Below are 19208 nucleotides of genomic sequence, written 5' to 3'. Positions count from 1 at the left end.
GGTGCGCATCGAGCGACTCGGCGACCTGGGCGACGCCCCGTCGGTGCTCAGCGCCCTGGCCGCGGCGACGGCACGACTCGGGCTGGTCGCCCCCGCCGCCCTGATCGGTGAGTGGTTCGGGTCGCGCGCGGTCATCGCCCCGTCGCTGACCACCCGTGAGGCGACGCCGGGTGGCGTTTTTGATGTGGCGCCGGGCGACCGCGCCGACGGGCCCGTCGGCGGAGGCTGGTTCGGATACCTGTCCTACCCCGATCCCGGGGCCGACGGGCTGGGGCCGCGCATCCCGCAGGCCGCAGGCGGATGGTCGGACTGCGTCCTGCGATGCGACCTCGACGGCCTCTGGTGGTACGAAAGCCTCTCCGGCGCACCACTGTCCGGCTGGGTTTCCGACGCGCTGCACGACACAGGTGCGCCCCGGGACGCCGTCGTCACCTGGGGTGAGGCCGACCGGGCCGCGCACCACCTCGGGGTGCTCGCATGCCTGGAGGCCATCGCCGCAGGCGAGGTGTATCAGGCGTGCGTGTGCACGCAGTTCACCGGCACCCTCGACGGCGACCCGGTGGACTTCTTCGTCGACGCCGTCCAGCGGACCGCTCCGGCGCGCGCGGCCTACCTCGCAGGCGACTGGGGTGCAGTGGCATCGCTGTCACCCGAGTTGTTCCTCCGCCGTCGCGGCGAGGCGGTGACGTCGAGTCCGATCAAGGGCACGCTGCCCGCCGACGCCGATCCGGCCACCCTGCGGGACTCGGTCAAGGACGTCGCGGAGAACATCATGATCGTGGATCTGGTCCGCAACGATCTGGGACGGATCGCGCGCACCGGGTCGGTGGCGGTCACCGAACTCCTGGCGGTGCGCCCGGCACCGGGAGTGTGGCACCTGGTGTCGACGGTGACGGCGCAGGTTGCGGCGGACCTGCCGATGGCGGCGGTGCTCGATGCAACGTTCCCGCCGGCGTCGGTGACCGGGACACCCAAGGCGCGGGCCCGCGAGCTGCTGGCCGGATGGGAGCGGCATCGGCGCGGAGTCTATTGCGGCACAGTCGGTCTGGCGTCACCAGTGGCGGGCTGCGAACTCAATGTGGCGATCCGCACGGTGGAGTTCGCTGCGGACGGATCCGCGGTGCTCGGCGTCGGCGGCGGGATCACCGCGGACTCCGACCCGGCCCGCGAATGGGACGAATGTCTGCACAAAGCCAGGCCGATCATCGGTTCGCCGGCATCAGTCACGCGCGCGTAGCACCGCGTCGTAGAGGTCGCGTCGCGACGGCGAACCCGGATTCGCGGCGATCACCTCTGCGCACGCATCCTTGACCCGCATGCCCGCCGCGACGAGCCGGTTCACATCGGCCACCAGGGCGTCGGGGTCCGCCGTCGGCGTCGCCCCGGCGAGCACCACGGTGATCTCACCGAGCACCCCGTCGGCGGCCCAGTCGGCGAGCTCGCCGATGGCACCCCGCTTGATCTCCTCGTGGGTCTTGGTCAACTCCCGGCAGACCACTGCACGGCGCTCGGGCCCGAACACGGCGACGGCGTCGCGCAGGCAGTCGGCCAGCCGTCGCGGCGACTCGAAGAACACACAGGTGCGGGGTTCAGCGGCCAGCGACCGGAGCCAGGACGTCCGGGCCGCCTGTTTGCGCGGCGCGAAGCCCTCGAAGCAGAACCGCTCCGACGGAAGGCCCGCGACTGCGAGCGCTGTCGTCACCGCCGACGGGCCGGGAAGGCACTGCACCCCGAGCTCGTTGTCGATGCAGGCCGACACCAGCCGGTAGCCGGGGTCGCTGATCAACGGCATCCCGGCGTCACTGACCAGCAGCACCGTGGCGCCGCCGCGGATGTCCTCGAGCAGTGCCGGTATCCGGGATGCCTCGTTCTGGTCGAAGAGGCTGACGACCTTGCCGGCCAGGCGTACCTCGAGCGACTGCGCCAGCGTCCGCACCCTGCGGGTGTCCTCGGCGGCGATCACGTCGGCGCTGCCCAGCGCCCGCACCAGCCGGGCGGACGCGTCCGACGGCTGGCCCAGCGGCGTGGCTGCGACGAGCAGACGGCCGGTGGTCATGCCTGACAGCCTACGATCGCAGGCGTGAGCGCCCCGTCCGACGAACGTGTTGTTCGCCCGCGGACGGCTCCCGTGATCAGCCCGGGACCCCTGGTACCCGTCGCGGACTTCGGTCCGATCGACCGCCTGCAGGGATGGGCGATGACTGCGGTGATCACCGCACTGGCCGCGGTGACTCGCTTCCTGAACCTCGGCTCGCCGACCGACGCGGGCACCCCGATCTTCGACGAGAAGCACTACGCGCCGCAGGCCTGGCAGATGGTGCACAACAACGGCGTCGAGGACAACCCCGGTTACGGGCTCGTCGTGCACCCGCCGGTGGGCAAGCAGTTGATCGCGATCGGCGAGGCGCTGTTCGGCTACAACGGGCTGGGCTGGCGGTTCTCCGGCGCGGTGTGCGGCGTCGTTCTCGTGCTCCTGGTGGTGCGCATCACCCGGCGCATCAGCCGATCGACCCTGGTCGGAGGAATCGCGGGGTTGCTGCTGATCGCCGACGGGGTCAGCTTCGTCACCGCACGCACCGCGCTGCTCGACGGGTTCCTCACGGTGTTCATCGTCGCCGCGTTCGGGTGTCTGATCGTCGACCGCGACCAGGTGCGCGAGCGGATGCACATCGCCCTGCTCGAAGGCCGCATCGGGGAGACACCGTGGGGCCCGCGCCTCGGGGTCCGGTGGTGGCGTTTCGGCGCGGGGGTGCTGCTCGGACTGGCCTGCGCGACCAAATGGTCGGGCCTGTACTTCGTGATGTTCTTCGGCGTGATGACCGTGGTTCTCGACGTCGTCGCGCGCCGCCAGTACCGGGTTCCGCGCCCCTGGCTCGGGGTGTTCCGCCGCGACGTCGGGCCGTCGCTCTATGCGCTGGTGCTCATCCCGTTCGGGGTGTACCTGGCGTCGTACTCGGCGTGGTTCGCGTCCGAGACGGCGGTCAACCGCTATCAGGTCGGCCGTTCCATCGGAGCCGACAGCCTGCTGCCGATACCCGACGCGGTGCGGTCGCTGTGGCACTACACCTACGCGGCGTTCCGCTTCCACTCCGGTCTGACCAACGCCGACGGCAACCATCACCCGTGGGAGTCCAAGCCGTGGACGTGGCCGATGTCGCTGCGGCCGGTGCTGTACGCGATCGACACCGAGAACATCCCGGGATGCGGGGCACAGTCCTGCGTCAAGGCCGTCATGCTGGTCGGCACCCCAGCCATGTGGTTCCTCGCGGTGCCGGTGCTGGCGTGGGCGGTGTGGCGGGCATTCGTCAAGCAGGACTGGCGATATGCGGTGCTGCTGGTGGGCTACAGCGCGGGATTCCTGCCGTGGTTCGCCGACATCGATCGGCAGATGTACTTCTTCTACGCCGCGACGATGGCGCCGTTCCTGGTCATGATGATCGCGATGATCCTCGGCGACATCCTCTACAAACCGGGGCAGAACGCCGAGCGACGAACGCTCGGCCTGGTCGTGGTGTGTTGTTATGTCGCGCTGGTGATCACGAACTTCGCGTGGCTGTATCCGATTCTGACGGGCCTGCCGATCTCGCAGACCACCTGGAACCTGCAGATCTGGCTGCCCTCCTGGCGGTAGCGCGGCCCGGCTACTTCCCGCGGAATAGCATTCCGGGTCGCTGCCGGGCAGGAAATCACAGCCCGGAATGCTATTCCGCGGCAGGACGGAGGCTACAGCGGATCGCGGCCCGCGGGGCACGACATACAGCGGGGCCCGCCGCGACCGGTGCCCAGTTCCGACGCGGCGATCGGCAGCACCTCGATACCCGAATCAGTCAGCCGCGCATTGGTTTCGGTGTTGCGCTCGTAGGCGACCACCACGCCGGGGGCCAGCGCGAGGGTGTTGTTTCCGTCGTCCCACTGCTCACGCTCCGCGGTGACGGGATCCAGTCCGGTGTCGATGACACGAAGCTTGCCGATGCCCATCGCGTCGGCTGCCGCTTCGACAAAGGGCGCGGCGCCGTCGATCTTCACACCGGTGGCCGCGCGCCGAATCGTGAAGGCCGTCAACGAGTCCACGATGTTCGGGTACATCACCACCGCATCGGTGTCGACCATCGTGCAGACGGTGTCCAGGTGCATCTGCGCCCGCTCCTGAGCGATCGGTACGGCCAGCACCGTGTGCGCCAGATCATCGTCGAACAGACTGCGCGCCAACGCCTCCGCGCCCGCAGGCGTGGTCCGCTCCCCCACACCCACTGCCACCACCCCCGGTGCCAGCAACAACACGTCACCGCCCTCGACGGGCGCCGATCGTGACTCATAGGCGCGGCGCACCCCGAGGAACCGCGGATGGTGGGCATAGATGACGTCGGTCAGCGACGTCTCGCGTGCCCTGGCGGGCAGCGCCAGCGACGTGATGGCGACCCGCGGACCGATCCAGAACGACGAGTCCCTGGCGAACAGCAGGTTCGGCAGCGGGTCGATGACGAAGTCCCCGCCGTGGTGCATCCGCCGCACCAGCGAGAGTTCGTTCTCCCCGAACGACAACTCGTCGAACGTCAACCCGGCCATCAGCACGTGCGCCAACGCATCGGCACCGAGAGTGCGCAGATATGCCGAGAGCTCTTGGGCCAGCGGCACACCGAGTCTGCGGGAATCCACCGCCGCGGAGATGCCGTGCATCCGGGCCGCCCCGCTGTTGGCCAGCGCTTCGGTCAACAGGTCACCGAGCAGCAGCACCTCGACCCCACGCGAGCGCAGCAGTGCGGCGAACGCGTCGTGTTCCTCCTGGGCCTTGGCCACCCACGGCAGACCGTCGAAGAGCAGGGTGTCGTTGTTGCGTGGCGTCAACCGCTGCAGTTCGGGCCCCGGCCGGTGCAGGATGACCACCCGCAGCGTGCCCACCTCCGAATTGCACCCCAACACAGCGTCCGTCACACCTAGCACCGTAACGCCAAACGTCACCTCAACTATGGTTGAGGTCATGGACACGGCTACCGAGCTCACGCCTAGCGACATGGCGGTCCGCAGCGGGGTCGCGATCTCCGCGTTGCACTTCTACGAGCGGGAAGGCCTGATCCACAGCAGACGCACCAGCGGGAACCAGCGCCGGTACAGCCGCGAAACCCTGCGCCGGGTCGCCTTCATCCGGATGTCGCAACGACTGGGAATCCCGTTGGCCCGCATCCGAGAGGCACTGTCGACGCTGCCGACGGATCGTGTACCCACCAGCAAGGATTGGGCACGCCTGTCCGCGGGATGGCGCGCCGATCTCGACGAACGCATCGTGCACCTGCAACGGCTGCGTGACAACCTGACCGGCTGCATCGGTTGCGGTTGCCTGAGCCTGAAGATCTGCACGCTCGCCAACCCCGATGACGCGCTCGCCGCGCACGGACCCGGCGCCGTCCGACTCTGACGGTGAGCCACGCGTCCGCGGCGTGACTTCGAACGCCTGTGCGATAGACTGCGCCGCATGGAGCCGGCTCTGCAAAGCTCTCTGTTCGATCAGACCGATCGCCGCGATCTCGGCAACGGCGCGTGGCTCGAGGTGCGGTCCGGGTGGCTGCCTCAGGACGACGGCGACGAATCACTGTTCGGTGAACTGCGCGATGCGATTCCCTGGCGGGCCGAGCGCCGCCAGATGTACGACCGCGTCCTCGATGTCCCACGGCTGGTCAGCTTTCACAACCTGGTCGACGACCCGCCGCCGCATCCACGCCTCAAACAACTCAGGAGGCGGCTCAACGACGCCTACGCCGGTGAACTCGGCGAGCCGTTCGTGACGGCGGGGCTGTGCCTCTACCGCGACGGCACCGACAGCGTGGCCTGGCACGGGGACAACATCGGCCGAAGCCGCACCGACGACACCATGGTCGCGATCGTGAGCCTGGGCGCGACGAGAGTTTTTGCGCTGCGGCCCCGCGGCGGCGGTCCGTCGTTGCGACTGCGGCACGGCCACGGCGATCTGCTGGTGATGGGCGGGTCGTGCCAGCGCACCTGGGAGCATTCGATCCCGAAGACCACCCGGCCCACCGGACCGCGCATCAGCATCCAGTTCCGGCCCTACGACGTGCGGTGAGTCATCCCCTGACCAGGCTGACCGCTTGGGTGACGAGCTCGCGGGCGCGCTCGGTGTCGACGGGCACAACCGGAGTGTCGGGCAGCACCAACGGGTTTGCCGTGACGATCACGATGAACTCACCGAAGTTGGCGACGTAGTTGTAGAGCTCGCCGGTGCGCTGCTCCCCCTCCGCCGTGGTCTGCAGGACACGATGGGTGCCGACGACGTGGGTGCCGTCGATCTGCGGCGCGTCGACGACCTCGACCAGGCCGCGGACGCCCGGACCGTCGAACGACACCGTGCGGCACTGCTCCGACGGTGTGCTGACCGGCACGGGTTCGGAGGTCTCGACGGCGATCACGATGTAGCGGACACCTTCACCCTCGGCCGTGGTGGCCGCCATGTTGCCTTGCACCCCTTCGGGCACAGCCTGGCGACTTGCCGATTCGCCGCATTCCGGGGGCGCGAACGTCACGCCCGGGGGCAGCGTCTGCGGACCCAGAAGGCGCGGGTCGATGGCGGCGGGACCGACCGTGTTCACCGTGAACGGCGGTCCGAAAGAGGACTTGACGTCGGCGACGTTGGCGATATCAGCCTGCGAGAGATCCTCGGGTTGCCCTGAGCCACACGCCACCAACAGCCCTGCCGACGCGACAGCAAGGGCCACCGTGGGTTTCGACATCGCCGCCAATGTACCCGCGCGACCCCGCTCAACCGCGCAGCGCCGACACCGTTTCGACCAGGAGGTCGGCCGCGAACCCCGCGTCGAGGCCCGGGCTTGGTGATCCGGGGTCGGTCACCAGGGCGATGAAGCAGACGTAGTCACCCAGGTAGGCAACGAATGTGTCTGCACCCGAACGTGTTTGTGTGCCACCTTCGACGACGGTGGTGGCAGCGGTGTTCATCCCGGCGGTCTGGGCCGCGTCGACGACCGGCCCGGGGACTGTGGCCACGGTCCCCGCGGTCCGCCCGGAGTTCAACCTCCACTGCGCGCACTCGGCGAGCAGAGCGGGGTCGGGCGCCTGCGGGTGCAACGACCGGGCCACCACCGCGTAGACGATCCCGCCCGGTCCCGAGGCCGACCAGCCCCGCGCCGTCGCGTGATCGACGGCGGGAGTAGCCAACGTCAGGCACTGCGGAGGTTCGGACACCGCGGCGTCGGCGAAGCCCCACAGGGTGATCGGAGTGGGCGGCCCGGTGTACCCGGTGACCTCGTATCCGTCCGGCACTCCGTTGCGTGCCCGATCGATCCTTGCCGGGTTGATCGTCGTGGTGTCCGGTGTCATCGACGACGGGGCGGGGGCCGGCGGTTCCGGAGGCTGGGCGCAGGAGGCGCTCAACAGAGCCAGCGCGACGACGCCCAACAGCCTCACGGCCCTGTTGATACCACGCTCACGCCGATGTGTTGTTCGCGACGCTCACGCCGCGGCGGCGTTGTTGTCGGACGGTTGGGAATCTCCATCGGCCGGATCCGTCGTTGTGGATGCATCCGTGTCGGTGCCGGCCGCCTCGTCAGGTTCGGGGTCGGGTTCAGGTGTCGGTTCGGGGTCGGGTTCGGGTTCGGCTTCGGGCTCGGTTTCGGCCGATACGTCAGGTTCGGCTTCGGGCGACGACTCCTCGGGGTCCGACTCCGCGACCGCCGCTGGTTCCTCGCTGCCGGTATCGGTGACCTCGCCGCGCTTCTCGCTCTCGCCGATGGACCCGGTCATCGAATCGACCTCGAGCTGACCATCTTCGGAACCCGTTCCGTCCGATGTGAGGACCGTCCGATGCGATTGCGCAGTCACCGCGGCGGGGTCTGCTGGCAGTTCCGGGCCTGCCACGCCGAAGGTGCCGGGCGCCTCGGTGCGGAGAACCCGGGGCAGGCCGAAACCCTCGAAGAGATTGTCCACCGCCACGGGGATCGCCCTGATCACATCTGCGATCAGACCGAACAGGTCGTTGGTCGGCCACCAACCGGCGGCAGTCGGCACACCCGGGTTGATGCCACGGTCGTACGCGTCCTCGATGATCACCCGAAGGGGTGCGTCGATCGCCTTGAGAATCGCTTTCGGGATGAAGAACGCAAAGGGTTGCAGGAGCGGGACGATGTCGGTCTCGATGAGGTAGTAGCTCGTATCGCCCTCGCGACCCTGATACCGCGCCTCGCCGAAAGGAACGTCCACGGTTTCGCCGTGCAGGAGTCCGTACCCCAACAGCGCATTGAGCGTCGCGACGAGATTCAGCGGGCGGACCGGGAAATCGCCACCGAGGCCGTCGTACTGCCTGGCGATATCGACCGTGGGGTAGGCATAGTTGCCGTCCGGCAGCATCACGCTGTCCGTCGGCGAGGCGCCGGTGAACGTGATGCCCAGGATCGGGATGGTCGGCAGGCCGGCACCGCGCATCAGCACGCCACCGTTGGGCCGCATCGGGTTGGCCACCAGCATGAACGGCATCACCGCGTCGCCGGCCGAGTAGTCGGCGATCAGATCCCGTTTGAGCAGCGAGGCGATCACCGAACTCTGCGAGTAACCGAAGACCTGAAACGAATCCCCGGGCTGAGGCGCGACAGAACCGACGCCGGGTGTCACCGCGGCGTCGTCGTTGTACACACAGTCGGCCGTGGCCGCCAGACACCGGTGCAGATTCGCCCGCCCTTCGGCCACCGACCTGTCGAGCGTGAGCCGACCGATGGGGAAGAACTCCTCCGGCGTGAACACGGCGACGGCATTGGTCACCGGACCCGCGAAGGCAGCGTCCAGGTGACCGATGACCGCGTTGTCGAGGTAGGACGTGACGAAGTCGGGCTTGTCTCGCGGACCCGTCAGCGGATGGAACGTGCCGCCCATGATCAGGGCGGTGGTGTGAGCTGCCAGCAACGGAATCGCCGTGGCGGTCACCCACGACGCCGACATCGCCACCACAGCGCCCAGCGCGAGGAAAATCGACATGAAGGAACGGACCACCGACTGCATTCCCGACCCACTTCCGCAGATGTAGCAAAGGGATCATGCACCCTCGGAGGTCATGTGCGTGCCGGAATCGGCAACTGGGGTTCCCGCACCGGGCAAATTCGTGTGCCTTTTCCTGAGAACTGGGGCGCGGGCGGTTATGCTGCGCAGCGATCCGGCCTTCGTCGCGCGGACATCGCGCGACGCCACCAGGCCCACACACATCAGGAGACGACATGACCATCCCCATGCGGGCCGGCGTCATCGCCATCGCGGCCGTCGCACTCGGAATCGGACTCTCAGGTTGCGGCTCGGACACCTCGACCGAGGAGACCACCACCACTTCGGCCACGGAATCCGAAGAGACCACCACCAGCGAGGCGGCGCCCACCACGTCGGCCGAGGCCGCAGGGCCGGCCATGACCATCGTCGACTACATCCAGCAGAACAACATCACCGAAGCCCCGGTGAAGCGTGGCGATCCCGGCGCGCCGACCATCGACCTGCCCTTCCCGGAGGGCTGGGAAGACGCCGGAGCCAATACCCCCGAATGGGCCTACGGCGCCATCGTATTCACCGGCGATCCGGCGATGGCCCAGGATCCGCCGACGATCATCGCGATCGTCTCCAAGCTCACCGGCAACGTCGACCCGGCCAAGATCCTCGAGTACGCCCCCGGCGAACTGCAGAACCTGCCCGAGTTCGAAGGCCCCACCACCGGTCAGCCGGGCACGCTGAGCGGATTCGAGGCGACCCAGATCGGCGGCATGTACGTCAGGGACGGCGTGACCCGGATGATCGCGCAGAAGACGGTGGTGATCCCGGGCCAGGACGGCCTCTACGTGCTGCAGCTCAACGCGGACGGCACCGAGGATCAGGCGATGCCGTTGATGGACGCCACCGCGGCCATCGACGACGAGACCACGATCACCCCCTGACGCCGGTCACCCCCCGACCACCGGTCAGGCCCGCGACACCGCCGAGGCCTCGGCGATCTGGGCCGGGCTGGGTCGCACCCCGGTGTACCGCTCGAATTGTTCGGCCGCCTGCAGCGCGATCACCTCTGCGCCGGTGATGACGTCGATCCCCGCGCGCCGCGCCGCGCTGATCAACGGAGTCTCCGAAGGCAGCGCGACCACGTCGAACACGGTGCCCGCTCGGGCGATCGTGGCCTCCGCGAACGCCAGATCGTGTTCCTCGTCCCCGCCGGCCATGCCGATCGGGGTGACGTTGACGACGACGTCGGCGCTGCGCGCGCCGACCTCGGCGGCGTACTCGTAGCCGAGCCGATCGGCCAACGCCGACCCGGACACGGAGTTGCGTGCGACGACGACGCCGTCGCCGAATCCCCGGTCGACGAACGCCGCGCCCACCGCGCCGGCCATGCCTCCGCTTCCGCGGATCAGCACCGTCTGCTGTGGCTGCAATCCGTGCTCGTCGATGAGTTGTTGCACCGCAAGGTAATCGGTGTTGGACGCGGTGAGCCGGCCGTCGTCGTTGACGATCGTGTTGACCGATCGGATGGTCAGAGCCGAGGGCTCGACAGCGTCGACGAGGCTCAACACCGCTTCCTTGTACGGCATCGACACCGAACATCCGCGGATCCCCAACGCGCGCACCCCACCGATCGCCGCGTCGATGTCGGTGGTGGTGAACGCCTTGTAGATGAAGTCGAGGCCGAGGACGTCGTAGAGATGATTGTGGAAGCGGGTGCCGATGTTGCTGGGCCGCGCCGCCAGCGAAATGCACAGTCGGGTGTCCCTGCTCAAGGGAGGCCGCCGACCACCTTCGACCCCCGGTTCGCGGGTCATCCGACCGCCCGGATGACCTGGCGGGCGACATCGCGGATCTGTTTGGTCAGCTCCGGCGGGAACGGCAGGTCTTCGGGTTGGGGCACGTCGATCTCGGTCACCACGACGCCGAGATCGTCGCGGTGCCACGTGGCACCGAAGCGGTCGAGAATTGCGCGCATGGGCTGATTGTCGCTGAGCACCCGTGCGGTGAAGCGCTGCACGCCGTCGTACCCGGCCGCCACCGAGATGGCGCCCATCAGCAGTGTGCCGATGCCCCTGCCCTGATAGGCATCGCCGACGATGAAGGCGATCTCGGCCACGGCGGGATCGGCCTCGTCGCGGACGAACCGGGCGTCGGCCACCACCGGGCCGTCGGGCCCGTCGGTGAGCACGAACACGAAGTGTTCGAGGTAGTCGACCTCGAACAGGTAGGCCATCAACGATTTCGACGGCACCCTGATCGACTGGAACCGGCGGTAGAGGGTCTCGCCGGAGAATTCGACGGGGCCGTTGGTGGTTCGCTCGATGTCACCCGGGAGCACCGGACGCAGGTACAGGATCGATCCGTCGCGCACCGGAACCGGGATGGGGCTGATGAACGCGGCCAGGCGCTGACGGGCGGTGCGCACCAGCCTGTCCATGACCCCCGGCACCTCGAGCATGGTGGCGAACGCTTCGCGACCGCCGACCCAGCCGGTCAGCGGCTCCGTGGCCATCACCGTCGCGGTCCTCGGCGTGTCGCGGAGCAACGCGATCTCACCGATGATGAGGCCGGGTGTCACCTCGACGACGGTGTCGTGACCGTCCGCGCCTGTGTGGGTGACTTCGGCCCTGCCGGACCCGATCAACAGGAACGACACCGCCATCTCGCCCTGGTGCATCAACACCTGACCCTCAGCGGCTACCAGCGGGCGCAGTTGCGCGGCAAGTGGGATCAGCGTCTCCACATCGGTACCCGCGAAGACCTCCAAGCCGACGAGATCGTCGGCTCGGACAACGGTCAGGCCGGACACGTCACGAGGCTACGGCGACGTGCACAGGGGGGCAAGGAACAGTGACTGGGCGGCCCGGACCGCTGTCCCGACACCACATCAGACCGCGTAGCGAAGTCGAGACCGCAGTCGAGCAATAGTCACCGCGAATCGACGCCCTCGGCGTAACGGCTAATGCGCCGCGTCGAAAGCTTCGACGATCTCGGCTTTTATGCGACCACGATCGGCGACCTCGTGCCCATTCTTACGAGCCCAGTCACGAATCGCCGCCAACTGCTCCGGGGAGGACTTGCCGTGCCCGTTGGTCTTGGTCCGGCGAGCACGACCACCACTGCGCACCTTGGCAGACGCGTCGATGTAGGGCTTCAGCGCCTTTTCGAGTTTGGCGATATTAGCGGCGGAAAGATCAATGTGGTAGTCGACGCCGCGAAACGAGAATTCAACCCGTTCGCCTCCACCGTCGCGTATTTCAGAACCGTCAATATCGTCGATCAGTTGGCGGACAATTACCTCGGCCATAACAGCTCCTCGTCGAACTCAATTACTGGCCAGTAACACTACCAGTGATTTCGGCAATGTCCTTACAGAAGTTCGCCGGGGTTACGCCATTCAAAGAATTACTGCCGTGCCATCGCGATCCGGAACCTCTCGTCGGGGTCGATGTAGTGGTCGGCTTCTTTGGCGTCGTCCCCGAGATCGATGCGAACCCAGTCGATCTTGCCGGTGAATCTGCTGCTGTGGGCCGTGTAGTCGGGACTCACCGTGGTACCGGATTCATAACCCACATCGGTGGTCTCGTCCGCGGAGAAGATGAAACCCTGGGTCTGATCGACCCGGCCCCGGCCCACTTCCCTGCCGTCGTAGTAGAGCGATACCGTTCCGCCACGGCCCATTCCACCGCCGTCGTATTCGAATTCCATTCGCACCTGAGAGGTGCCCACGGCAACAGGCTCGGACGCCTCGATCTCATAGGACTTGATTCCGAGCACGTTGTAATGGAACTTGGCATGCCCACCCTTGGTGTACAGACTCCACCCACCGAACCTTCCGCCTTGCGCGATGATCACGCCTTCGGCGCCATTACTCGGCACGTCCACCTCGGAGGTGACCGCGAAGGATTTGTTTTTTATGTTCAGCACGCTGTTCTCCGACAGTCGGCCCATCCCCGAGAACAACAACTGACTGTTGCCCTTGATCAACGAGGGACGTCCGGCGGTGGCGGGGTTGATGCGTTCGATCTGCCGGTCATCAAGCGGGAGAACGTTGTATTTGACGGCTTCGATAAGCCACAGGCGTTGCAGCTCATGCAGTTTGTCCGGATGCTTATCGGAAAGGTCGTCGGACTGCGTCCAATCGGTGTTGCCGTCATAGAGTTCCCAGACGTCGTCGTCGAAAGCGGGCATCGCTTGTCCGCCCATCGCCCACGGCGTGCGGTGTTTCGTCACCGCGCTCCAGCCTTTGTGGTAAATGCCACGGTTGCAGAACATTTCGAAGTACTGGGTCTGGTGACGCTCGGGCGCATCGGCGTCGTTGAAGCTGTAGACCATGCTGGTCCCCTCGTAGGGGCTCTGCATCACCCCGTTGACCATCGTCGGCGCCGGGAGGCCCGCCGCCTCGAGCACCGTCGGCGCAAAATCGATGACGTGGCTGAACTGATTACGGTGGCCGCCCTTGTCTTTGATTCCCTTGGGCCAGTGCACGATCGTGCCGTTGCGGGTGCCACCCCAGTGCGAGGCCACCTGTTTGGTCCACTGGTAGGGGGTGTCCATCGCCCAGGCCCAGCCGACCGCGAAGTGACCGTAGGAGCCCTCGCCACCGAACTCGTCGAGTTTGGAGATCAGGAACTCGGGTGTCTCGATGTCCGCCATGCCGTTGAAGTTGGCCATCTCGTTGAACGCACCTTGCAGCGTCCCCTCCGCCGAGGCGCCGTTGTCGCCGACGATCAGGTAGATGAGCGTGTCCTCGATCACCGGTTCCAGCGCATCGAGCAGGCGGCCGACGTGATGATCGGTGTGTTCCATGAAGGCGGCGTACACCTCCATCTGACGCTCGAGTGCCGGCTTGAGCGCCGGATCCATGTCGTCCCAGCCCGGGATCTCGGGGTCGCGCGGCGTCAGCACGGCATCCGGGGGGATGACTCCCAGTTCCTTCTGTCGCTCAAAGGTGATCTCGCGCTGGCGGTCCCAGCCGTGAGCGAATTTGCCCCGGTATCTGTCGATCCACTCCCGAGGCACCTGGTGCGGCGCGTGGGTGGCGCCCGGCGCGAAGTACATGAAGAACGGTTTGTCCGGTAGCAGGGCTTTCTGCTGGCGCACCCAGTTGATCGCCTTGTCCGCCAGGTCTTCTGTCAGGTGATAGCCCTCGGCTGCGGTCCTGGGCGGCTCGATGGGGGTGGTTCCCTCGTAGAGCGCAGGATCCCACTGGTTGTTCTCCCCGCCGATGAAGCCGTAGAAGTATTCGAATCCACCACCGCCGGTCGGCCATGCGGTGAACGGCCCTGCCGGGCTGGTCTGCCACACCGGGACCTCGTGGCACTTGCCGAATTGTGCCGTGGAGTAGCCGTTGAGCTTCAACGTCTGCGCCAGCGGCGCTTTGGTGTTGGGTAGTACCGAGGTGTAACCCGGTGCAGCGGTCGCGGTTTCGGTGATGTTGCCCATGCCCACCGAGTGATGGTTGCGTCCGGTCAGCAACGCCTGCCGTGTCGGCGAACACAACGCAGTGGTGTGGAAGCGGTTGTACTTCAGGCCCCCCGCCGCGAGTTTCTCGAAGTTCGGCGTCTGGCACGGTCCGCCGAACGCGCTGCTGGCGCCGAAACCCACATCGTCGATCAGGATGACCACGACGTTCGGGGCAGTCGCCGGCGGCCGGACGTCCTTGATCGGCGGATAGCTGGTATCCGGATCCTTCGCGTCGTACGTCGTCAACCCCACATGTGCCACGTCGGGCATCGGGAGGATGTCGCGACGCACGGTGTCCGGCTTCTGCGCTTCGGTCATGGTCAGTGCGCCTTCCGAGCTGGGAGGCCCACGCCGGCCGGCCGAGCGCCCGCCTCCTGGAGCACTCAGTGCAGATCGTAGGCACAAATCCCGGCCGACACGCGATGACCGCGTGATACCCCTGATCTCACCCCGGTTCCTCGCGGCGGCGCTGTGTTGGCGCATGATGCAGGGCGGACACAATCCGACGGGAGAGGGAGCCGAAAGCAGTGAGAACCGTGATCACCGGAGTCGACGCCGACGGCAGGTCCTGCGTCGTCAGCCAGGATGGGCTGTCGCTGGACCAGTTGGCACCCGGCTTCGCGATGGGCATCCCGTACGCGACGACGACGAGTCCACCCCCGAGCCGTCCCACAGGTACCGCACCCCTGATCGACCAGGGCATCGCCCCCGGTCACGTCAGATGGATGGTGGTCGAGCTCGGACCCGACTCCGAGACACCGATGCATCACACCGACACCCTCGACCTGCAGACGGTGTTGTCGGGCAGCGTCGACCTGGTGCTCGACGACGGCGCCCACCGACTCGGACAGGGCGACCTGGTGGTGCTGACCGGCGTCGACCACGCGTGGCGAGCCGGGGCCGACGGCTGCCGGCTCAGCGCGGTGCTGGTCGGCACACCGCCACCCGACACGGAGACGGCCTCCTGATGACCACCGCTCAATTCAGCTCCCACGCAGAGCTTTTTGATCTCACCGGCAAACGGGCGCTGGTCACCGGAGGTACCCGTGGCATCGGCCTGATGATGGCCCGCGGGCTGCTGCAGGCCGGCGCCCGTGTTGTGGTGAGCTCCCGCAAGGCGGACGCCTGCGAACAGGCACGGGCGGACCTGTCCGAGTTCGGCGACGTGCAGGCCATCGCCGCCGACCTGTCCCGGCACGACGAATGCACCAGGCTGGCCGACCTCGTCACCGCGGACGGCGAACTTCACATCCTGGTCAACAACGCCGGAGCCACCTGGGGTGAGCCCATCGAGAGCTTTCCCGACTCGGCATGGGACAAGGTGCTCGACCTCAACGTCAAGTCGCCGTTCTGGATGGTCCAGGCGCTTCTTCCCGCGCTGAAGGCCGCGGGCACCGCAGAGGATCCCGCCAGGGTCGTCAACATCGGCAGCATCGACGGCCTACGCGTCAGCTCGATGCCTACCTACTCCTATGCCAGCAGCAAGGCGGCGCTGCATCAGCTGACCCGGGTGCTCGCCCGCGAACTGGGCCCGCAGCATGTCACCGTCAATGCTGTTGCGCCAGGGCCATTTCCGTCGAAGATGATGGCGGCCACCCTCGAGACCTACGGCGATGCGATCGCCGAGGCGGCGCCACTGCGCCGGATCGGGCGCGACGACGACATGGCCGGCATCGCCGTGTTCCTCACGAGCAGGGCGGGCTCGTACCTCACCGGAGCGATCATCCCGGTCGACGGTGGCATCTACACGACCGCCGGATGACCTGTGGCCGTCAGCGAACAGCGCGCCGGCGTTGACCTGACCAACCTCGATGAGCCGTTGAGCCCCGAGGCCGGGGCCACCAAGCGCGACCTCGTCGACTACCTCGACGCGGTCGCCGACCGCCTACTGCCCGCTCTCGCGGGGCGGCCGCTCACGGTGCTGCGGGTGCTGCGCGGCCAGAAGCCGTTCATGCAGAAAAACGTGCCCAAGTACACACCGGACTGGGTACGGACCGTGCCGATGTGGGCGGAGGCCTCCAAACGCGAAGTGCACTATGCACTGTGCGACGACCGGCGCACGCTGCTGTGGTTGGCCAATCAACGTGCCGTGGAGTACCACCCGACACTCGGGCTGGCCGGCGACGTCTACCGGCCCACACACCTGGTGCTCGATCTGGACCCGCCCGACGAGGACTTCTCGAAGGTGGTGGCCGTCGCCCACCTGGTGAGGCAGGCACTGGCCGACAACGGCTTGAGCGGTGCGCCGAAGACCAGCGGCGCCAAAGGCATTCACGTCTTCGTGCCCATCGACGAAAGCGCTCCGGTCGATGATGTGGCGGCGGCGACGCGGGCGCTGGCGGCCCGTGCCGAAGCCCTCGACCCGTCGATCGCGACGACGGCGTTCATCGTTGCCGACCGCGGCGGCAAGGTGTTCGTCGACTCCACCCGGGCCGGCGGGGCCACCGTGGCCGCCGCGTACAGCCCCCGGCTCCGTGCGGGTACCCCGGTGTCGTTCCCGCTCGACTGGGACGAACTCGAGGACATCACACCAGCCGATTTCACCGTCCACACGGCGCTGGAAGCTCTCGTCGGCCGACCGTCATGGACGGAGTCGATGCCCGACCCGCAGCGGCTTGCACCCGAGCTGATCGAGTTCGGCCGCACGATTCCCGTCGCGCGGGTGGCGGCGATGCACGAGGGCAAGCGGCGCGCCCGGACCCGCCGGCAGTCCTCGTAGCCCACCCCCTCCGCGCCGGAATTGCATTCCAGCAGCACCTTTTCGAGAAGCGCGCTGTTGGACTGCAATTCCGGCGAAGCTAGGCGGGGACGCCGAGCGCGAGCAGCGCGGTGTCATCCTGCACACCGTCGCCGAGGTCCAGCAGGAGGCCGTGCACCGCGTCGACGATGGCCTGCGCCGACGAGGGGGCGTGGGCCTGCGCGAAGCTCAACAACGCGCCTTCGTCGTCGTAGCGCTCGCGGCCGATACCGGTGCTCGCCTCGGTCAATCCGTCGGTGTAGAGCACCAGCGTGTCCCCCGGGGCCAGATGCAATCGGTGCGCGACGAAGTGCGGTGTGCTCGTGATCCCCACGGCCTGGCCGCCGACCGTGTCGGCGTAGGCGGCACTGCCGTCGGCACCCAGCAGCAACGGTGGCGGATGACCTCCGCTACCCAGCTCGATGTCGAAACCGTTGTCGCGCTTGGTCAGATTGCCGTAGATCACGGTGCACAGGCTGCTGCTGGTGATCCCCAGCTTCTGGGTGAGCACCGAGTTGAGATTGTGCAGCACCCGCACGGGATCGTGATCGGACACCGCCGCGGAGCGCAGCACGTACCTCGTCAGCCCGGTCATGACGGCGGCGTCGACACCTTTCCCGATGACGTCTCCGAGGAAGAACCCCCATGTCGAATCGGTCAGCGGGAACAAGTCGTAGAAGTCGCCACCGATGTCCTCGACCGAGGCGGCGTAGTAGTAGTCGGCGGCATCGAGACCGGGCGGCGGCGAGAGCACCGGCGGCAGCAACGAGCGACGCAGCGTGTCGGCGAACACCCTGACGCGCGCCTGCTCGGCCTCGGCCAACCGGCGCTGCTCAAGAAGTGCCTGCTCATACGTTCGGCGGTCGGTGGCGTCCAATGCGCTGATCCGGACGAGCTCGGGCCGGCCGTCCTCGCCGGTCTTGACGTTGGCGGTCAGGAACATCGGCAGGCGGGTTCCCTGCGCCGTGACCAGGTCGACGGTGACGCCCGCAAGCTCGCCCTTCATCCGCAGCAGCGGCCCGAAGTGGGTGTCGTAGTGAATGCGCCCACCGGGTGTCAACAGGTCGCCGATCAGCTTGCCGCGCAGCTCATCCGGCTCGTACCCCAGCCACCGGAGCAGGGTCGTGTTGGCCCGCAGGATCCGTCCGCCCGGGTCGGCGATGAGGTGGCCGCTTGGGGCGTGCTCCCACAGATCCTCGATGTCCGCGTCGATCATGAGGCCCTGGCGAATTCGGCGATGGCGAGCGCGGTCGGTCCGGGGTCGCTCACGTGGGGGCAGTGCCCGCTGGCGTCGAGGGTGACCAGTCGACTGCCGGGGATGTGATCGCGAACGAACTGCCCGACACCCTGCGGTGCGATCGCATCCTGGGCGCACTCGATCACCAAGGTGGGCACGGACACCTGGGCGAGATCGCCACGATTGTCGGACAGGAAGGTCGCGCGCGCGAAGATCCGGGCGCACGCCGGATCGGTTCGGCAGAACGCCGCCTCGAGTTTCCTGCTCAGGTCGGGACGCTCGGTGTTGCCCATGATCACCGGCGCGATCGCGTGCGACCAACCCAGGTAGTTCATCTCCATCGACTCCAGCAACTCGTCGATGTCGGCGCGGGAGAATCCGCCGCGGTAGTCGCCGTCGTCGATGTATCGAGGCGACGGCGTGAGCATGATCAACTTCGCGAACCGGGACGGGTCGGCGATGACCGCGAGCACGCCCATCATCGCCGCGACGGAGTGACCGACGTACACCACATCACGCAGGTCGAGTTCACGCGCGATCTCGACGATGTCCTGGGCGTAACCCGACAGCGACGAGTACTTGTCGGCGTCCCACGCGCTCGGATCCGACGCTCCACAACCCACATGATCAAGGAGCACCAACTGGAACTCGGACTGGAGCAGGTCCGCGACCGGCCACCACAGATTCTGGTCGCAACCGAACCCGTGCGCCAACATCAGCACCGGCGCCCCCGGCGCGCCGACGATCGTGACGTTGTTACGGGCGTGCACATCCACCGGT

At 67.4% G+C, this 19208-nt stretch carries 19 protein-coding genes; 8 read left to right on the top strand and 11 right to left on the bottom strand.

The window, feature by feature from the left end; genetic code table 11:
- Position 1: 1 nt before the first annotated feature.
- Positions 2-1237: an aminodeoxychorismate synthase component I gene (locus ABDC78_RS23075; protein ID WP_178360436.1), complete on the top strand. Its 1236-nt coding sequence runs from the start codon at positions 2-4 to the stop codon at positions 1235-1237.
- Here ABDC78_RS23075 and rsmI read toward each other — a convergent pair.
- The gene (gene rsmI / locus ABDC78_RS23070; protein WP_178360437.1) at positions 1220-2056 is read right to left on the bottom strand and encodes a 16S rRNA (cytidine(1402)-2'-O)-methyltransferase; all 837 of its coding nucleotides are present in this window, start codon (positions 2054-2056) and stop codon (positions 1220-1222) included. The two genes, ABDC78_RS23075 and rsmI, sit on opposite strands and share 18 nt — an antisense overlap.
- Before the next feature lie 24 nt (positions 2057-2080).
- On the opposite strand from rsmI, the gene ABDC78_RS23065 reads away from it, so the two are divergent.
- Positions 2081-3631 carry a phospholipid carrier-dependent glycosyltransferase gene (locus tag ABDC78_RS23065; protein ID WP_178360438.1) on the top strand — a complete coding sequence of 517 codons (1551 nt, stop codon included), beginning with the start codon at positions 2081-2083 and terminating at the stop codon, positions 3629-3631.
- A gap of 92 nt (positions 3632-3723) precedes the next feature.
- Here ABDC78_RS23065 and arcA read toward each other — a convergent pair whose 3' ends face one another.
- Positions 3724-4932 carry an arginine deiminase gene (gene arcA, locus ABDC78_RS23060; protein WP_178360439.1) on the bottom strand — a complete coding sequence of 403 codons (1209 nt, stop codon included), beginning with the start codon at positions 4930-4932 and terminating at the stop codon, positions 3724-3726.
- 46 nt (positions 4933-4978) lie between these two features.
- Between arcA and soxR the strand changes: the two genes are divergently transcribed.
- The gene (gene soxR / locus ABDC78_RS23055; protein WP_178360440.1) at positions 4979-5413 is read left to right on the top strand and encodes a redox-sensitive transcriptional activator SoxR; all 435 of its coding nucleotides are present in this window, start codon (positions 4979-4981) and stop codon (positions 5411-5413) included.
- 57 nt (positions 5414-5470) lie between these two features.
- Positions 5471-6076: an alpha-ketoglutarate-dependent dioxygenase AlkB gene (locus ABDC78_RS23050; RefSeq protein ID WP_178360441.1), complete on the top strand. Its 606-nt coding sequence runs from the start codon at positions 5471-5473 to the stop codon at positions 6074-6076.
- Between the two features lies 1 nt (position 6077).
- On the opposite strand, the gene ABDC78_RS23045 is transcribed toward ABDC78_RS23050, so the two are convergent.
- The 3 genes from ABDC78_RS23045 to ABDC78_RS23035 are packed head-to-tail and all read right to left on the bottom strand — an operon-like array spanning position 6078 to position 8991.
- Positions 6078-6740 (bottom strand): DUF5642 family protein, encoded by a 663-nt coding sequence (locus ABDC78_RS23045; protein ID WP_178360442.1) that lies wholly within the window; start codon positions 6738-6740, stop codon positions 6078-6080.
- Positions 6741-6768: 28 nt separating this feature from the next.
- The gene (locus ABDC78_RS23040) at positions 6769-7431 is read right to left on the bottom strand and encodes a DUF5642 family protein (protein WP_178360443.1); all 663 of its coding nucleotides are present in this window, start codon (positions 7429-7431) and stop codon (positions 6769-6771) included.
- A 45-nt stretch (positions 7432-7476) separates the two neighbouring features.
- Complete coding sequence (locus tag ABDC78_RS23035) at positions 7477-8991, bottom strand: PE-PPE domain-containing protein (protein ID WP_256736248.1); 1515 nt, start codon at positions 8989-8991, stop codon at positions 7477-7479.
- Positions 8992-9227: 236 nt separating this feature from the next.
- Between ABDC78_RS23035 and ABDC78_RS23030 the strand changes: the two genes are divergently transcribed.
- Positions 9228-9929, top strand: a complete 702-nt coding sequence (locus ABDC78_RS23030; RefSeq protein ID WP_178360445.1) for an LpqN/LpqT family lipoprotein — start codon at positions 9228-9230, stop codon at positions 9927-9929.
- A 24-nt stretch (positions 9930-9953) separates the two neighbouring features.
- Here the strand turns inward: ABDC78_RS23030 and ABDC78_RS23025 are convergent, their stop codons facing one another.
- The 4 genes from ABDC78_RS23025 to ABDC78_RS23010 form a co-directional block, all read right to left on the bottom strand.
- Positions 9954-10802: a shikimate 5-dehydrogenase gene (locus ABDC78_RS23025; protein ID WP_178360446.1), complete on the bottom strand. Its 849-nt coding sequence runs from the start codon at positions 10800-10802 to the stop codon at positions 9954-9956.
- Complete coding sequence (locus ABDC78_RS23020; protein WP_178360447.1) at positions 10799-11797, bottom strand: GNAT family N-acetyltransferase; 999 nt, start codon at positions 11795-11797, stop codon at positions 10799-10801. The genes ABDC78_RS23025 and ABDC78_RS23020 overlap by 4 nt, the downstream gene beginning before the upstream one ends.
- A 150-nt stretch (positions 11798-11947) precedes the next feature.
- On the bottom strand, positions 11948-12295 hold the full coding sequence (locus ABDC78_RS23015; protein WP_178360448.1) for an Lsr2 family protein: 348 nt from the start codon (positions 12293-12295) through the stop codon (positions 11948-11950).
- A gap of 98 nt (positions 12296-12393) precedes the next feature.
- The gene (locus ABDC78_RS23010; protein ID WP_178360449.1) at positions 12394-14772 is read right to left on the bottom strand and encodes an arylsulfatase; all 2379 of its coding nucleotides are present in this window, start codon (positions 14770-14772) and stop codon (positions 12394-12396) included.
- A gap of 209 nt (positions 14773-14981) precedes the next feature.
- Between ABDC78_RS23010 and ABDC78_RS23005 the strand changes: the two genes are divergently transcribed.
- The 3 genes from ABDC78_RS23005 to ABDC78_RS22995 are packed head-to-tail and all read left to right on the top strand — an operon-like array spanning position 14982 to position 17173.
- The gene (locus ABDC78_RS23005; protein ID WP_178360450.1) at positions 14982-15422 is read left to right on the top strand and encodes a cupin domain-containing protein; all 441 of its coding nucleotides are present in this window, start codon (positions 14982-14984) and stop codon (positions 15420-15422) included.
- A complete protein-coding gene (locus ABDC78_RS23000) occupies positions 15422-16216 on the top strand; it encodes an SDR family oxidoreductase (RefSeq protein WP_178360451.1) in 795 nt (264 codons plus the stop codon). The genes ABDC78_RS23005 and ABDC78_RS23000 overlap by 1 nt, the downstream gene beginning before the upstream one ends.
- Before the next feature lie 3 nt (positions 16217-16219).
- Positions 16220-17173 carry an ATP-dependent DNA ligase gene (locus ABDC78_RS22995; RefSeq protein WP_178360452.1) on the top strand — a complete coding sequence of 318 codons (954 nt, stop codon included), beginning with the start codon at positions 16220-16222 and terminating at the stop codon, positions 17171-17173.
- Between the two features lie 79 nt (positions 17174-17252).
- Here the strand turns inward: ABDC78_RS22995 and ABDC78_RS22990 are convergent, their stop codons facing one another.
- Together ABDC78_RS22990 and ABDC78_RS22985 are read right to left on the bottom strand one after the other, a co-directional pair.
- Positions 17253-18407: a SpoIIE family protein phosphatase gene (locus tag ABDC78_RS22990; RefSeq protein ID WP_178360453.1), complete on the bottom strand. Its 1155-nt coding sequence runs from the start codon at positions 18405-18407 to the stop codon at positions 17253-17255.
- On the bottom strand, positions 18404-19204 hold the full coding sequence (locus ABDC78_RS22985) for an alpha/beta hydrolase (protein WP_178360454.1): 801 nt from the start codon (positions 19202-19204) through the stop codon (positions 18404-18406). The genes ABDC78_RS22990 and ABDC78_RS22985 overlap by 4 nt, the downstream gene beginning before the upstream one ends.
- Positions 19205-19208 lie beyond the last annotated feature (4 nt).

Source organism: Mycobacterium sp. DL, assembly GCF_039729195.1.
Taxonomy (GTDB): Bacteria; Actinomycetota; Actinomycetes; order Mycobacteriales; family Mycobacteriaceae; genus Mycobacterium; species Mycobacterium hippocampi_A.
Note: the sequence above shows the minus strand (reverse complement) of the source record. Positions and strands in the feature narration are given on the sequence as shown.

Excerpts from the sequence above, each read along its gene's own strand:
- rsmI (WP_178360437.1), bottom strand. The coding sequence starts at position 2,056 with ATGACCACCGGCCGTCTGCTCGTCGCAGCCACGCCGCTGGGCCAGCCG.
- soxR (WP_178360440.1), top strand. The coding sequence starts at position 4,979 with ATGGACACGGCTACCGAGCTCACGCCTAGCGACATGGCGGTCCGCAGC.
- ABDC78_RS23050 (WP_178360441.1), top strand. The coding sequence starts at position 5,471 with ATGGAGCCGGCTCTGCAAAGCTCTCTGTTCGATCAGACCGATCGCCGC.
- ABDC78_RS23045 (WP_178360442.1), bottom strand. The coding sequence starts at position 6,740 with ATGTCGAAACCCACGGTGGCCCTTGCTGTCGCGTCGGCAGGGCTGTTG.
- ABDC78_RS23035 (WP_256736248.1), bottom strand. The coding sequence starts at position 8,991 with ATGTCGATTTTCCTCGCGCTGGGCGCTGTGGTGGCGATGTCGGCGTCG.
- ABDC78_RS23030 (WP_178360445.1), top strand. The coding sequence starts at position 9,228 with ATGACCATCCCCATGCGGGCCGGCGTCATCGCCATCGCGGCCGTCGCA.
- ABDC78_RS23025 (WP_178360446.1), bottom strand. The coding sequence starts at position 10,802 with ATGACCCGCGAACCGGGGGTCGAAGGTGGTCGGCGGCCTCCCTTGAGC.
- ABDC78_RS23015 (WP_178360448.1), bottom strand. The coding sequence starts at position 12,295 with ATGGCCGAGGTAATTGTCCGCCAACTGATCGACGATATTGACGGTTCT.
- ABDC78_RS23010 (WP_178360449.1), bottom strand. The coding sequence starts at position 14,772 with ATGACCGAAGCGCAGAAGCCGGACACCGTGCGTCGCGACATCCTCCCG.
- ABDC78_RS23000 (WP_178360451.1), top strand. The coding sequence starts at position 15,422 with ATGACCACCGCTCAATTCAGCTCCCACGCAGAGCTTTTTGATCTCACC.
- ABDC78_RS22990 (WP_178360453.1), bottom strand. The coding sequence starts at position 18,407 with ATGATCGACGCGGACATCGAGGATCTGTGGGAGCACGCCCCAAGCGGC.